The sequence below is a fragment of the Rickettsia canadensis str. McKiel genome (genome assembly GCF_000014345.1).
GTDB classification, from domain to species: Bacteria; Pseudomonadota; Alphaproteobacteria; order Rickettsiales; family Rickettsiaceae; genus Rickettsia; species Rickettsia canadensis.
In genome coordinates, this window is sequence record NC_009879.1 from 368,448 (window position 1) to 385,000 (window position 16,553).

Consider the following 16,553-nt stretch of genomic DNA (forward strand, 5'->3'; position numbering starts at 1 on the left):
CGCGTAGGCGGGGAATTTAGTAAACCATATAAAAACCTTGTTTTATATGGTTATCAAGTATGTACTATATACTATTTATTGTGGATTCCCTCTTTCGTGGGAATGACATCCTGAGCGTATTTTGTGAAGCATGTGTAATAACGCCGATCAAGTCGATGGATGTTGAGAAGTTAATTCACAATGATTCCTACTTTAAAAACTACCAAATAGTGCTATTAATATTACTTTACTTGTATATAAGGAATATTGTCTATTAAGTTGTGTTATACCTTCTTCAAGGCTTGTCTTAGGCTTATATTTCGATTTTTTAATGCCTTCTTCAATTTTTTCCTATTTGGTGTATTGAGAAATTCAATAGTATAATCAATATCTTCTTGGGTTTCATAAAATTCTGTAATAGTTATCTTATCTTGTTGCCAAGTCTGTAGTAAACTTATTAGATATTTTCTAGTGACTACAAATGATGCTATTATGTACTGACATATATTTTCCTTTTGTAAAAATTCATTGTATATACCTATCCACGTTTTTCATTATTTCAAGATAGTCAATCTTACCATTTGCAAGCAGAGGTATTTCTGAATCGGTAATAATTACTTTCGGTAAATGTAATAAAGAAATTTGAGCTTTAGATACGACATCTGTAAAGTTTTTGCTATTTATAATGGAACCGGTAGTAAATAAAATAATCTTTTCTCCGTGTGTTTTGTCAGGGACAGAAATAGCGGCATGCAGAGAGTCAGGATCAATCTCACTTGCAAGTTCTTCAATTTTTGTAAGAGATATCATGTACCCTGCTATTTTAGCAAAGTGCTTAACACGTCCTAAAATTGTTATATATCCTTCAGAATCTATTTTGACTATATCGTTGGTGTCGTACCATTCTCTATAAGTATGGTTATTTTCTGATTCTAAGTAACCAAGCATTATATTAGGTCCCCTGATGAATAAACGTTCCCCTTCATTTATTCCTTCTACTTTTTCAAGTTTATAATCAATTTTTGGTAATAATCTTCCGACCGTGCCTGCTTTATTGTGCATAGGAGTATTACAAGCTATAATAGGTGATGCTTCTGTAATCCCATATCCTTCAAAAATACGTATGCCGTATTTATTAAGCCAAAATTTTCTTGTAGATTCTTTTAATTTTTCGCTACCGGCAAATATATAGCGTAATGAGTAAAAATCATATGGGTGAGCGTAATTAGCATAACCATTTAAAAAAGTATCGGTAGAAATTAATATGGTTGCGCCGACATCGTATATAACTTCAGGAATAGTACTATAATTTAGTGGAGAAGGATATAAAAATAGCTTAATACCGTTTAAAGTTGTAATAATTGCACCTCCAAGACCAAAACAATGAAATAAAGGTAATGAGTTAAATACTATATCTTCAGGGCTAAAAGGTACTTTAGCAGTTATTTGATATCTATTAGTTTGTAAATTTCTGTGAGATAGTAATACGGCTTTAGGTTCTCCTTCAGTACCTGAAGTAAAAATGATCACTGACGGTTTTTCGTCATCACGATTACGACACAAATAATTGTAATAAGTGTGTGCAAAATAACTACCTATTTTGGCTTTTAGTTTTAGAGCTATACTAATCTGATTTGTAAAATCTTCTAAATATATTATTTTAATACCGAAATCTAATAAGTTGGTTATCAATTCATGTAAATTTGCTTTCTCGATAAATTGTTTTGAGGTGTAAACTACTTTGATTTGTGCAAGTTTACAGGACTTAATAATAGTACTTATGCTGCTACTCCAATTAATTATAGCAGGAACATAATCGCTAGATTGCATAGCATAAAAAGCAATTAATGTATTTGTGGTATTAGGTAACATTAAGCCTAAATTTCTGCCAAAGATGTTGTTCGTTTTGATTAAATTACCGAGAATAAAAGATTTTAATATTAACTCTCGATAAGTAACCACATTATTTTCAAAATCATCAACTATTTTTTTCTTAAATCCATGAATTTTAGCGGCTTCTATAAGAGACGAAAATAAAGTATTTTTATAGTCTGAACTCTCAAACATCATGTCAGCCATGATATCATAAAGAGTCCTCGCTATATAACTGCGTCGTTCTTGATTACTTACAGCATTCATATTAGCAAATTTTACCGGCGGTAAAACCGTTATAGTAATTTTAGGGAATATTTTTCTTTTTAATATGTGTTTTAATTTTGATAAGTGAGTAAATTGAGTTCCGTCTATTCTAACCGGTAAAATGGTAGCACCGGCTTTATCGGCAATCATGCCCGGACCTTCATAAATTTTCATTAAAGAGCCGGTAACGCTTATCCTACCTTCTGGAAAGATAGCGACTTTTTGTTCTTTTTGTACTTCTTTTATTAAGGTCTTTATTGCCATTGGATTACTTGGATCAACCGGCAAAGTTTTTGCCATACGTAAAAATGGTTTAATCCACCATATTTTTTGTATATCGGGACTAATTGCAAAAGTCATTTCTTCACGTAAGTAAGTAGCAATTAGTGGTGGATCAAGATATGAAATATGATTAGCAACTACTACTACTTTTTTGCCTGCTTTTTGAAAATTTTTAAATCCTTTAACTTCAACCTTATACATAAGGTCAAAACAGATTTGTAATATTCTCCGCAATAGTGTATACGGAATAATTTTAACTTCAGGTATTAATTGGTAAATATGTATAGTAACGATTATATTAGCTAGGCTAATAAATAATATAATCCAGGGTATAGTGAAATTTAGGTAAAATAATAAAGATAAAATAATTGTTGATCCCATCATGAAAATGGAATTGATAAGATTGTTAACAGCAATAATTCTGCTACGATGAGCAGGGTTTGCGTAATGCTGTAATATTGCAAAAAGTGGAACGAGATATAAACCGCCTATTGCTGCTAAGAAAAATAAATCGATAACTATGCGCCAATTATGTCTTTTCGATAAAAATACTAAAATACTTTTTAGTTGAGTAGGTTCGTAGTTAACTGAACTAATTCTACTTGCAAAGAATAAATCAATACCGAAAATACTGATACCTAGTGCTGAAATAAATAGATATTTAACGGTAATTTCATCTTCAAATATTTTGCTACATAAAAACGCACCAACCCCAACACCAAGGGAGAAAACTGCTAAGAATAAGTTAGCAACATTCTCATCGGCTTTAAAAGTTATCTTAGCAAGTAAAGGTATTTGAGAAATTATAGCAGCTCCGATAAACCAAAACCATGAAATGCCGAGTATAGCTAGATATATCTGTTTTTTTGCTTTAGCATATTTAATCATGTTGATGCTTTCATCTATAATATTTAAATTTATTTTAATATCACGATTTGCGTTACCCGATTTTGGTACAAAAAGGCTTGTAATGAAGCCGAGAAAGGCAATGGTAATTAAGGAATAAATTATAAAATTATTGCTGATTGTATAATAGCTACCGATTATAGTACCGATAAAAATACTGAGAAAAGTTCCAGCTTCAACAAAGCCGTTAGCTCCAAGTAATTCGTATTTATTGAGGTGATCGGGTATTACGCTATATTTGATTGGACCGAAAAAAGTAGAGTGTATACCCATTAAGCAAATAGAACAAAACAGTATTAGCAGATTATTATAATGAAATCCATAAATTGTAAAGGCAATTATACCGATTTCACAAATCTTAATTATTTTAATAAGATTAGCACGTTCATATTTATCGGCAATTTGTCCTGCTATGCTTGCGCATATTATAAAGGGTAGTACAAAAGTAGCATTAGCAATTAAAACAAGTAGATTATTATATTTACTTAAAGCTCCTGAAATACTGTAAGTAATAAGAATTACAATAGCATTTTTTAATATATTATCATTAAGACAACCACATAATTGTATTATAAAATTTGGTAAAAATCGTCTATCTTTGAAAAGATATAATTTATTTGTGTCCATAACATCAAAATACTATGAAATTTATATTAATATGTCAAATCGGGTTTATTGCCAATATTATTCTTTTCCTTTTGGACTTTTTTCCTTCTTTGTAAATTCTTCTTTAAGGCAATTGATAAGTCATTAAATTTGGCCGTTGATTTGACGCTTTTCGGTTTTTCTTTAGTATCTTCGATAGATGACATAAATAATTATCTTTTCAGGGTAACATTATTATATTATACTATCGATATTTTCAAAAATAAAACTATAAAATAAATATCTATGAATCAAAGTAATATAATATCTCCTGAGTTACTGGATGAGAGAAAAAATATTGCAAGGCAAGGGGGCGGTGAAGCTAGAATCAATGCACAACATCACAAAGGTAAGTTAACTGCACGTGAGCGGATAGAAGTATTATTAGATCCAAATAGCTTTACCGAAACAGGTATGTTTGTAGCACATAGATGCGCTAATTTCGGGATGCAGGATAAAAAGTTTTTAGGTGACGGTGTTGTAACGGGACACGGTACAATAAATGGTAGGTTGGTATTTATTTATAGCCAAGATTTTACCGTACTCGGGGGCTCACTCGGTGAATATCATGCTAAGAAAATCTGTGATATTATCGATCAAGCTATAGCAACCGCTGCTCCCGTAATCGGTATTAACGATTCAGGAGGAGCAAGAATTCAAGAAGGTGTAGATGCGCTTGCCGGATACGGTGAATTATTTCAGCGTAATGTTTTAGCTTCAGGTGTTATTCCACAAATTACTTTAATTATGGGACCTTGTGCCGGTGGTGCAGTATATTCTCCTGCCTTAACCGATTTTATATTTATGGTTAAGAATAGTTCTTATATGTTCGTAACCGGTCCTGATGTAGTAAAAACTGTTACGGGTGAAGAAGTGAGTCAAGAAAAGCTCGGCGGTGCTAGGATGCATACCACTAAAAGCGGCGTTGCCGATCTTGCATTTAACAATGATATAGAAGCATTGCTCGAAATTCGTAAGTTCTTTAATTTCCTACCGTCATCCAATCGTAGTCCTCTTCCTGTTCGTTCGACTGTTGATCCTGCCGATAGAGTCGATATGTCTCTTAGCACGTTAATACCTAATACTCCTAATAAGCCTTATGATATGAAAGAGCTTGTTGAGCGTATCGTTGATGAGGGAGAATTTTTTGAACTGCAACCTGATTTTGCTAAGAATATCATTATTGGTTTTGGTTATATGGAAGGTTATCCGGTAGGTTTTGTTGCTAATCAACCATTACATTTAGCCGGATGTTTAGATATAAATGCTTCAAGAAAAGCAGCAAGATTTATTAGATTTTGTGATGCTTTCAATATTCCTATAGTGAGCCTTGTGGATGTACCTGGATTTTTACCTGGTACATCTCAAGAGCATGACGGTATTATTAAACATGGTGCTAAACTGTTATATGCTTATGCTGAAGCTACAGTGCCGAAGATTACCGTAATTACCCGTAAAGCCTACGGGGGGGCTTATATAGTAATGAACTCTAAGCATCTTAGAGGCGATATAAACTATGCTTGGTTTAATTCTGAAATCGCTGTTATGGGTGCAGAGGGAGCAGCCGAGATAATATTTAAGGAAGAATGTAAAGCCCCTGAAGCTAAAAAACAAAAAATCGATGAATATAGAAAAGTAGTAACTTCACCTTTTGTTGCAGCATCTAGGGGATATTTAGATGATATTATAAGACCGCAAAATACTAGATGGAGAATATGTAAGGCATTAAATTTCTTACGTACTAAAAAGGTAGAATTACCTTGGAAAAAGCATGATAATTTGCCGCTATAAATGTTATTCCCGTGTAGGTGAATCTAAAAAAGTAATAAAAAAATGCTAAAAATTAGCATTTTAAACTGGATTGTTTCCATTCTATGTAGTGTCATCGCAATGACAAAAAAAGTCGATCTATGCGGGAATGACATTGAGAATCAGGCAATAAAGACAGCTGCAGTATGACAGTAATGAAAAAATTTGAATATAAATATTGGATAGTTAATATGAAAACAACAATTCCGCCTCCTTTAGAGCTTACAAAAATACTGGAAATAATATATATGAAACATCCTATTCCTAAAGATCAAAATAGTAATAAATTAGTGAATGCATATACAGTTACTAGAATTATTAGAGATATTAAAGAAATTAAGGATACATCTACAGTTTCTATGACTCTGGTAACTCCTATTACTCCACATGCGCCAACTTTAGATAACAAATTTTATCATTTGGAAAGTCAAAATTATTATTTATGTTATATAAAGCATACACTTATTAGTCCTATTAAACACTTAGCAGAAGAAGCTCTAACTCTTGTACCTGTGCAAGTTCAAGATATATATGCGCAATGCCGTTAGAAAAAAGTAATATATATGCTATTCTTGAAGAAAATAGTAATAATAAATATGGAATGTATTGGATTAATAACTGAGTTTGTTTAATTATTTAGATCTTATTAAGTTAAGAATAAAGCTTATTTTATAATAAAAACTATGAATAAACCATTATTTGATAAAATTTTAATTGCTAATCGTAGTGAAATTGCTGTTAGGATAATACGTACCTTAAAAAAGATGGGTATAAAGTCTGTTGCAGTATATTCTGAAGCAGATACAAACTCGATATATGTGCAGCATGCGGACGAGGCTTATTATATAGGCGATTCTCCTGCAACGGAAAGTTATTTATCTATTAAAAATATTATTTCGGCGATTCGTGAAAGTGGGGCAAGTGCAGTACATCCAGGTTATGGTTTTTTATCGGAAAATCCGAATTTTGCCAATATTCTTAAAAGAGAAGGGGTAGTTTTAATAGGTCCTAGTGCTACAACCATTAAGAAAATGGGTGATAAAATCGAAGCAAAGAAAATTGCGATAGAGGCAGGCGTTAGTACCGTTCCCGGTTATATGGGAACTATAAAAGATGTTAAACAGGCAGTAGATATTGCCAAAGAAATAGGTTTCCCGATAATAGTAAAAGCGGCTGCCGGTGGAGGTGGGCGTGGTATGAGAGTGGTGAATAATCCTGCTGAAATGGCAAATGCTTTTGAGTCGGCAAAACTTGAAGCAGCCAATAGTTTTAGTGATGATAGATTATTTATTGAGAAGTTAATTCAAACTCCCCGTCATATTGAAATTCAGTTACTTGCTGATCAATACGGTAATAGTGTATGTCTTGGAGAGCGTGAATGTTCAATACAGCGTCACCATCAAAAAGTAATCGAAGAAGCACCAAGTTCTTTTATTACTGAAGATGTAAGACAAGAAATGTATAAACAGGTGATATCTTTATCTCAAAAAGTTGGATATTATTCTGCAGGTACTGTTGAGTTCATAGTAGATAGCAATAAAAATTTCTATTTTTTAGAAATGAATACTAGGTTGCAAGTGGAACATCCTGTTACTGAGCTAATTACCGGTATAGATATTGTTGAAGAAATGATAAAAATTGCTGCCGGTGCAAAATTATCTTTTACGCAAGATGATGTAAAATTAAAAGGTTGGGCATTTGAATCACGAATTTGTGCTGAAAATCCAAGCCGAGGTTTCTTACCTTCTAGCGGTAGAATTATAGCTTACTCTGAACCTGCAAAGAGTCCTAATATCCGTATAGATACAGGGATCGGGCTTGGCGGTGAAGTAAGTATGTTTTATGATTCGATGATTGCAAAATTATGTACTTACGGTGAAACAAGAGAGCAAGCAATTGAGGTAATGCGTTCTGCTTTGAGTTCTTATATAATTAACGGTATTGCTCATAATATCAGTTTCTTAGAAGCAGTAATGCTACATCCGCGTTTTGTTAGCGGTGATATTTCTACTGCCTTTATTCAAGAAGAATATCCTGACGGTTTTTCAGGAGCTAGTCTAACCTCAGAAGTAACAACCGTATTTCTAGCAACAGCTATTTTCATTTATATATCGGAACAAAGACGTGCTTCTTTAATTTCTGGCAATATTAATAATCAAGCTAATAAAATAGGTACTAGATGGGTAGTAACTATCGATGATAAACTATTCCCTGTATTAATTACACCTGTTGAAAACGGCTATAATATACGTCATGAAAGCGACCGAATATATATTCGTAGTAACTGGAATTTAGGTAATGAACTTTTTACAGCTATAATTAACGGTAAAAAGACAAATGTGAAAATTGAGAATATCAGAACCGGTTATTTATTATCACATGCCGGTATTAGTGTAAAAGCATTTGTGCGATCTCCGCGTATATCGGAACTTGAAGCTTTGATGGTCTCAAAAGTAGTAGTAGAAGAAAATACTGAATTACAAGCTCCTCTAAGCGGTCAGATTGTATCGATAAAAGTTATGGAAGGGCAGCAAGTAATAGCAGGGCAAGAAATTATGGTTTTAACTGCTATGAAAATGGAAAACCTGATTCTTGCCGAAAGAGACGGGAAAATAGCTAAAATTTATGTTAATGAAAAGGATAATGTTGTAAGAGGACAGATATTGTTGGAATTTGCTTGATATACTCATTTAATTTAAAAAATTGTTACAGTATATTTTAGAAAGCTCGATATAAGCGAATTTTCGAGGATTTGCCTTTGCTCACGTGGTATCTAAGCTCTACAAATTCATATTTAAATTCATCGTGTTTGGCACTTTCTGAAATATGCTGCATATTGTTTTTTGCTTATAATCTATATGCTGAGGCTATAAGCTTCAAAGTGTCTTGTTCTTTTTAAGTTAAACTTAGTCTATCTACTATTCATTTATTCAGCATATATCCAAGTCAAAATTTAAAATATTTTGTTTACCTTATTATATGCCTCTAATAGCTTCTATAAATTCTTCTTGATTAAGGTGACACTGTCCTAAATAATATTGTGCTTCTTGATAATAATTAGAGCGGTTTTATATTTATCTAAATTGTAAAAAGAACTACCGTAATAAAATACAGCATTTTGATAGAGCGAGTGGTTATTAAGGATCTGACTATAATATTTTATTAGTTTCTATAAATTTTTCTTGTTGAAAGTAACACTCTCCTATATTAAACAGTGCATAAGGATAAGAGATATACTATTTTTATCTATTTTTTGCTATAAGCTTCTTTCTATAGCTTCTTTTCTACCGTAAAATAATGATTTTCTTCCATAAATGTAGATTAAGATATATTCTCTCTATATTTTAAGATTTGTAAAAAGTATATTTTAGCATGAAATGTGATAACCATGGTTCATGGTAATATATTGGTTACAAGTTGTAAGTTTTGTTGCTAGGCTGCATATGTCATTCTTAGCTAAAGGCAGGAATCTAAGTTTTTCTAGTGCCGTATTACAGCTTGACCACGGGCACGGTGTGACAATAAAGGTTATTTCCTACCTATGCTGGAATGACATAGCTACTGTACGAAAGCCTAGCAACAAAGCATTCAGTCACTGAAATGATGATATGTTAGCTAGAGCGACATTAAGTTAACTATTAAACTCAGAATCACATATCTTAACTTTACTGCCTCAAGAAGTTCCATCCAGCTCACTTAAGGCCCTCAAGAGAAAAAGTACGAAATATACCTTAAATTTACCTTTTATATGCAGTTCTTCCAAAACAGCAGCGAATCTTAGTAGATTAGAACCGAAATAACTAGTATTAACATAACCGGCTTTTTCATCAATAAAATACTTTACTAAAGTTAAACTTTGGTTTTGTATTGCTTGTATTACATTAATGTTAGTGCAATTAAATCATCAGTTTGCTGATAATTTTTTTTCTGAATTGCAAATTCTAGTGCTTTGTATTTATCTACCTTTCTATGTAATATTATATTTATTAGGTTCATTTGAACTTATATGAAATGCATTACCTTCCTCAGGATGGATTTCATTAATGTATTTATCTCAATATTCTTTAGTTATTACATTTGTGGTTTCTGATTCTGTTTTAGTAGTTTTCGGCTGATTAGTTTAAATCCAAGAACCTTTTTCCCCCTTGGAGTTACGGAGGAGTGTTTCTACATAATTTACCTAATTTATAGTATACTAATATATTAACCTAAGTACATTATCAATATCTTAATTGATAGTATAATAATTTACTATCTTTTAATCTTAAGTTGTATTTTATGGTTCTCTAATTCTATTTCATTGACATAATCGGGGGTAAAGTCTTTAGCAAACTCGCTTAAAGTTTGTTCTTTAATATAATCTCCATAAATGTTGATTATTTTAGATAAATCGGACTCGCTTATTATCTCAATTAAAATCCTGTCAGTGATAGAACAATCGGCATCTTTACGAGCTTGTTGTATGAAGCGTACAATATCTCTAGCTATTCCTTCTTTTATTAATTCAGGCGTTAGCTCTAAATCAAGTATTAACAAACTGCTATTGTCTGCAAAACTTGCGGCTCCTTTAATATGTGAGTAAGGCTCTAAAACTAGCTTATATTCTTCACTCTTTAAGGTTTCGCCGCATATAGCTAAAGCACTTGCAGTAGCTTCCCACTCGCCTTTTTTAGAAGCGGCTATAATTTCTTTCATTTTATAAGGCAAACGTTTACCGAGCATAGGGAAATTAAGCGATAATTTTGTAGTTGCATAATTCTCTAGATCATCACGATAAATTATCGCCTTAACATTAATCTCGTCTTTAATTAAATCTTCAAAATCTTTAAGTTTATCATTATGTTTACTGATGATAGTTATACTAGCAAGCGGTTGTCTTACTCGTACATTTTCATTACTTCTAATAAATAGACTATTGCTGCAAATATCAAGGACAGTATCCATAGTAGCAACTAGCTCGTGATTTACCTCAAAGTTTGAGAGCTTGGGATAGTTGCATAGGTGGACTGATAAGTTGTCATTCCTGCATCCTCTTATACCATCCTGCGATTTGATTATGGGATCTTGTGCCCCAGGTTTATCTCCTGAGATACCGTAGTCAAGCTGCGGGATGACAGTATTGTGTAACCCCAAATATATTGCTTCGGAAATCATAGGCACTAGTGCCGACATCGCAATAGCCATGGTCTCTAAACATGAATATAGAGTATTATAAGCATTTTGTTTATCTGCATCTTTTTCACTTTTCCAAAACCTTGCTCGGCTTCGTCTTATATACCAATTATTTAACACTTCGAAAAATTCTGATACTTGATGATAAGCTGCTTGCGTATCAAAATTATCTAAACTTTTTTCAATTTTTTGTACGGCTATTTTAAGTTTAGATAATATATAAATATCAAGCACGTTTTCAGAAGCAAAATCAGACTTGCCTTTAAGTGAATCGGCATTAGCATACATCGTAAAGAAATGGTAGGCATTCCAAATCGGTTTGATGAATAAACGCAGTGTATCAAATACCATCTTACCATCTTTATCGATTAACAGCTCCTGACCTTTAACAACGTTTGAAGATAGCATTGTAATTCTTAAAGCATCAGAGCCGTATTTATCAAATAGCTCCAGCGGATCCGCATAGTTATTAAGACGCTTTGAAAGTTTTTGACCGGTAGTGTCTAAAATCACGCCGTGGCATATACAGTTTAAAAACGGTGGACGATCAAATAAAGCGGTAGATAGCACCATTAAAGTATAGAACCATCCGCGTGTTTGTGCCACATACTCAACTATAAAATCAGCTGGAAAATGATCCTCAAACCACTTTTTATTTTCAAAAGGGTAGTGGGCTTGCGAATAAGGCATAGAGCCACTTTCAAACCAGCAATCAAACACATCTTCTATTCTACGCATTGTTGATTTACCGGTTGGATCATCAGGATTGGCACGAGTCAGTTCATCGATAAACGGACGATGTAAATCAGTAACTTTAACGCCAAAATCTTTCTCTAATTCCTCTATAGAACCGTAAACATCTATGCGTGGATATTTTGGATCATCGGACTTCCATACAGGCAATGGGGTTCCCCAAAATCTATTACGACTTATAGACCAATCACGGGCATTTTCAAGCCACTTACCAAACACATTATCTTTAACGTGGGAAGGTATCCAGTTAATTTGCTGATTTAACTCTACTATTCTATCTTTAAAGTTTGTTACTTTTACGTACCATGATGGAACGGCCTTATATATAAGAGGTGTATCGGTACGCCAACAATGAGGATAATTATGAATATACTGCTCGGTTTTTAGCCAATTTCCTTGCTCTTTAAGTTTGATTATTATTTTGTCATTTGCATCAAATACTTGTAAGCCCTCTAAATCAGGAATTTCTTTAGTAAACTTACCGCTATTATCAACAGGACAAACTAGCTCAATGCCTTTTGATTCACAAAGTATTTGGTCATCTTCACCAAAGCCTGGAGCCATATGAACAACACCTGTGCCGTCACCCTCAACGACAAAATCGCAGGCAAATATCTTAAAGCTATTTGGATGATTCTCGAAATAGTTGAATAAAGGTTTGTATCTTAATCCTTCAAGCTCTGAGCCTTTAATAATAGTAAATTGCTCATCACCTTTTAATTCTAATTCTTTAGCATATTTAGAAACTGATGCAGCAGCGATAATATAACAAATATCATTTTTAGGGACTAATGCATAATCTATATCACTACCAACTGCAAGGGCTAGATTTGCAGGCAGTGTCCAAGGTGTTGTCGTCCAAGCAAATATACGATATTCTTTATATTCACTATGCGGTAGTTTGTCTCTTAACATGAAACTCACCGTTACTGCTTTATCGGCTCTCTCACGATAAGAATTATCAAGTCTTGTTTCAAAATGAGAAAGCGGCGTTTCGCATGCCCAAGAATAAGGCATTACCCGCATAGATTCGTACAATAACCCCTTATTATATAGCTCCTTAAATGCCCAAAGGACGGATTCCATAAAATGCGTATCCATCGTTTTATAAGAATTTTTAAAATCCACCCATCGTGCTTGACGAGTTACATATTGCTCCCACTCACCGGTATATTTCATTACCGAAGCTCTGCAATGACTATTAAACTTCTCTATACTGAAGTTAGTTATTGCAAGACGCCCTGAAATGCCAAGCTCTTGCTCTGATTGCATTTCTGCAGGAAGACCATGACAGTCCCAACCAAAACGACGCTCGACTTTTTTACCTTTTATGGTTTGGTATCTAGCATATACGTCTTTAATAAAGCCGGTAAGCAAGTGACCGTAATGTGGCAAACCGTTTGCAAAAGGCGGACCGTCATAAAAGATAAATTCGGCATCTTTTATTCTATTATCAATAGATTTTTGGAATATATTATTATCTTGCCACAATTTTAGTATTTCTCGTTCTATAGCTGCAAAATCAGCATTTGAACTAACTTCAGGATAATATTTAGTATTTGTCATGATTGAGAAATTATTATAATAGTTTGGTTTATAATAATAGATAATGATCAAGAGATAAATACATAATTTGTACTAAACTATTTAATTTTAGGAGACAAATGAAAACTAAAGAACTTTCTAACAATAATATTATTAACAAGCAAATTAATAATGATAACCAAGCTGTGTTATCTCCTATTCTGGATATAGTCGGAATATTTTCAAAATATAAGAAAATAACGAGCTTTCTTTTGAAGAAATAAGAGATTGAGCTTGGAGAGAAATCTTGAAGATAATTATTGGGCTAAAGCATTAATAAACATCGAACAATAACTGTAGTGGTTATCAGCATAAGAATCAGAAAAGTTTCTTAAATAAAATATTTTTTGATAAAAATTAGCGAATCAAAACAATATTACAACTGAATTACAAGCTAGCCCAAGCTTTGTCTGCTGTATATACCTGATAATTAATTTTACCCATAATATATTTACGTAAACATTCTAACTATGGGAATATTTGAAGGGTCGAGTAGTTTTCTCATCTGTGAGAAAGTTTTTACTATATTTTCTACGGAATTCTCAATAAATTTATCAGTATCAATATAATGTTCCGATTCGTCTTGAATATAAACAAGAATAGACGAGACATAAACCGAGAGTAATACACTTCTTTTAGTGTAGTAATTAAAATCAAGAGATTTATCGCCGGCATAACGCCAAATAGTATCACAGCTACGGAATGCAACCTTAGCACCTTGTATTGGGTTTAATGCAAAATAAGCAGCATTCTTACTATGAATAATAGGGAGTGTCGATTTGATTCTGATCTTTATTGCTAAAGATATTTTCTCTCTTATTTTTGCCGGTTCTTCTATTATGCTTAAGCTTTCTAGTAAAATTTTATCTAAATAGCTCTCACAGAATTCTACTATTTCAGATAACCCTTCCGGAAAAAGTATTAAGCTATAGCCTTTGTCAAAGCCACACTTTTCTTCTGCTTCTTTAAGTAGCTTATTATTCCATTCATTAAACGGTAATAATTCTAATGAAGATTGCACAAAGCTTAATTTTTTAATATAGTATTCTTCCTGGATGCTCATATTTTTAACCTTGACATATAACTTAATTATAGGTTATAGTTTAACATAGTGCAAACCACAATATCTTTTAAGGAGAGTAATTTTAGTGATACTAGTGAATGTTCACGCCGGTAATTGTGACAATACGCTTAAGAATTTTAAGAAAAAGCTACAAAGAGAGCTTTATTTTCGTAAGATGAAGGAACAGCGTTATTATGAAACGCCTTCAGCAAAACGTGTCCGTAAAGCACAAGAAGCAGCGAGAAGACAAAGAAAATTTGCTCGTAAAAAAATGTTTGATGAATAAAATTTCAAACTATTTTAATACTAAATTAAAGCTAGAAATATTAATGTTTCTAGCTTTTTTGTTATGTAGATTACTCTAGTACGAAAGTTACCCCAATATCATTTCTGCGCAAGTGTTATTGCATAACTTTTAAAAGACTTATTACTTTTTCTATATTTTCTTCTTCAACTGCAGTAAAAAAATATTTTGTTCTATATCCATTACTTGAGTGTTATATTTTGCACTATTCTTTTCAAGAAAATCTCTCATTTGCTTATTTATGTAATCAAATCTTAGGGTACACATATAAGTGGTTGCGCATAAAATCTAGTATTAATAATATTAGAATCAAACCCTTTATCTGGTAATAATTGAGGCATTGGGACATTGTTGTTTATATTGGAATAATGAAAGGTTGTATTTACTGTACACTCTTAAATTAATATCAGTTCCGTTCTCTAAAAGAGCTATAACTTATATTACCGTCCTGTATGGCTTCTATAAGTTTCTCATTTATTGAATTTGGTTTTTTATTAATCATAAATTAACCCTTAATTTGTTAACATTTAGTATATGTTTAGAATAGAATAATTATTTGATTAGTAAACCCAAAAGATTAAGAACTTTAACGGTATTGTAATATAAAGATTGATATTGTCATTGCACGCGACTGTAAGGAGCCTGGTGCTCCAGAAAAAAATTAAACAAATGCTATAAATTAGCATTTTTACTGGATTGCTTCAGCAATTACTTCATAATTTTTCTCGCAATGACGTAGACTTTTTAAGTCATCAATACATTATTTAGCAATACCATTTCACTATAGAACTTGAAATGTTTCCAATTAACTTTTTTTATGTTATAAAGAACTCTTATAGTTAGTAATATAAACAGTATTGATGCTTAGTTATTTTAAACAAAATCTACGTTCTTATTTTTCTAGTAGAATGCTGATTTTTATTTTAATGGCATCTTCCGTTATTGTCGCCTGTGCTACTTTTTATGTGATATCTTTAGAATCGAAGAGTTTTAGTACGATTATTGGGTTTTTATTAGTTGATTTAGCAGTTTTTTTAATTTTAGGTATTTTACTCACTCAAAAATTCTTTGCTAAAAACAATAATAATGATACTTCTAAATTACAAAATCGTATTGTAATTGCCTTTAGTTTAGTCGCTGCTATTCCAACCATCATTGTTTCAGTATTTTCTGTTTATTTTTTTAATCTTAGTGTTCAAGCATGGTTTGATAAGAAGATTTCTACGGTCCTTGATCAATCGGTAATAGTTGCAGAATCTTATATTGCTGAGCATAAATTACAGCTAAAAGAGACGGCTTTAGCTGTTGCTGAAGATTTAGGTGATATGTATTATGATTTAATTCATAATCCTGCTTTGTTTACTAAAACGCTTAATACCGAAGCAGAGATGCGTTCGCTTGATGAAGCAATAGTTTTAAACAAATCTACCAATACTATAGTAGCTAATAGTTATTTAAGTTTTTCTTTGTCGTTTGCAACTATCCCTGCACATTTAATTAAAAAAGCAGATTTAGGTGAACCGGTGGAAGTAAAATCCGATCCAACCAAAATAAGAATGCTGATTAAATTAAAAGAATATAATGATGTATATTTATTGGTTGGTAGATTAGTAGATAATAAAATTATTGATCATATAGATGCAACTAATGGAGCGGCTGCCGAGTATAATAGTCTTAAAAATGAAATAGATAATATACAAATCAAGTTCTCTATAATGTTTATTTTTATCGCCTTATTACTTCTGTTTGTAGCTATAAGTTTCGGGGTTATATTTACTGCTAAAATAGTAAACCCTATTAAAAAATTAGTTACTGCAACCGATAAAGTTAAAGACGGTGATTTAACAGTACAAGTGCCTGAAAATGAAGTAGATAAAGACGAAATAGGAACGCTTTATGCAGCGTTTAATAGAATGA

The 16,553-nt window shown here is 32.3% G+C and carries 8 protein-coding genes (1 of these 8 only partly in view); 5 read left to right on the forward strand and 3 right to left on the reverse strand.

Annotated elements, in window-relative coordinates; translation table 11 throughout:
• Positions 1 to 504: 504 nt before the first annotated feature.
• Positions 505 to 3,933 (reverse strand): acyl-[ACP]--phospholipid O-acyltransferase, encoded by a 3,429-nt coding sequence (locus A1E_RS01555; protein ID WP_012148474.1) that lies wholly within the window; start codon positions 3,931 to 3,933, stop codon positions 505 to 507.
• A 264-nt stretch (positions 3,934 to 4,197) separates the two neighbouring features.
• Between A1E_RS01555 and A1E_RS01560 the strand changes: the two genes are divergently transcribed.
• The 3 genes from A1E_RS01560 to A1E_RS01570 all read left to right on the forward strand — a co-directional run bounded on the left by A1E_RS01560 (position 4,198) and on the right by A1E_RS01570 (position 8,441).
• Complete coding sequence (locus A1E_RS01560; protein ID WP_012148476.1) at positions 4,198 to 5,742, forward strand: acyl-CoA carboxylase subunit beta; 1,545 nt, start codon at positions 4,198 to 4,200, stop codon at positions 5,740 to 5,742.
• Between the two features lie 209 nt (positions 5,743 to 5,951).
• On the forward strand, positions 5,952 to 6,308 hold the full coding sequence (locus tag A1E_RS01565; protein ID WP_155799161.1) for a hypothetical protein: 357 nt from the start codon (positions 5,952 to 5,954) through the stop codon (positions 6,306 to 6,308).
• Between the two features lie 135 nt (positions 6,309 to 6,443).
• Positions 6,444 to 8,441 (forward strand): acetyl-CoA carboxylase biotin carboxylase subunit, encoded by a 1,998-nt coding sequence (locus A1E_RS01570; RefSeq protein ID WP_012148479.1) that lies wholly within the window; start codon positions 6,444 to 6,446, stop codon positions 8,439 to 8,441.
• Between the two features lie 1,570 nt (positions 8,442 to 10,011).
• Here A1E_RS01570 and ileS read toward each other — a convergent pair.
• Both ileS and A1E_RS01580 read right to left on the reverse strand, forming a co-directional pair.
• Positions 10,012 to 13,251, reverse strand: coding sequence for an isoleucine--tRNA ligase (gene ileS, locus A1E_RS01575; RefSeq protein WP_012148481.1), 3,240 nt, complete (start codon positions 13,249 to 13,251; stop codon positions 10,012 to 10,014).
• A gap of 469 nt (positions 13,252 to 13,720) precedes the next feature.
• Complete coding sequence (locus A1E_RS01580; RefSeq protein ID WP_012148482.1) at positions 13,721 to 14,332, reverse strand: COQ9 family protein; 612 nt, start codon at positions 14,330 to 14,332, stop codon at positions 13,721 to 13,723.
• Positions 14,333 to 14,417: 85 nt separating this feature from the next.
• Between A1E_RS01580 and rpsU the strand changes: the two genes are divergently transcribed.
• Entirely contained in the window at positions 14,418 to 14,618 is a 201-nt protein-coding gene (rpsU, locus tag A1E_RS01585) for a 30S ribosomal protein S21 (RefSeq protein WP_012148483.1), read from the forward strand.
• Positions 14,619 to 15,496: 878 nt separating this feature from the next.
• Positions 15,497 to 16,553, forward strand: partial view of a sensor histidine kinase NtrY-like gene (locus A1E_RS01590; RefSeq protein WP_012148485.1) — the 5' portion only. Its footprint extends 746 nt past the window's final position; 1,057 of the gene's 1,803 nt are visible here — the first part of the coding sequence; its start codon is at positions 15,497 to 15,499; the stop codon falls past the right edge of the window.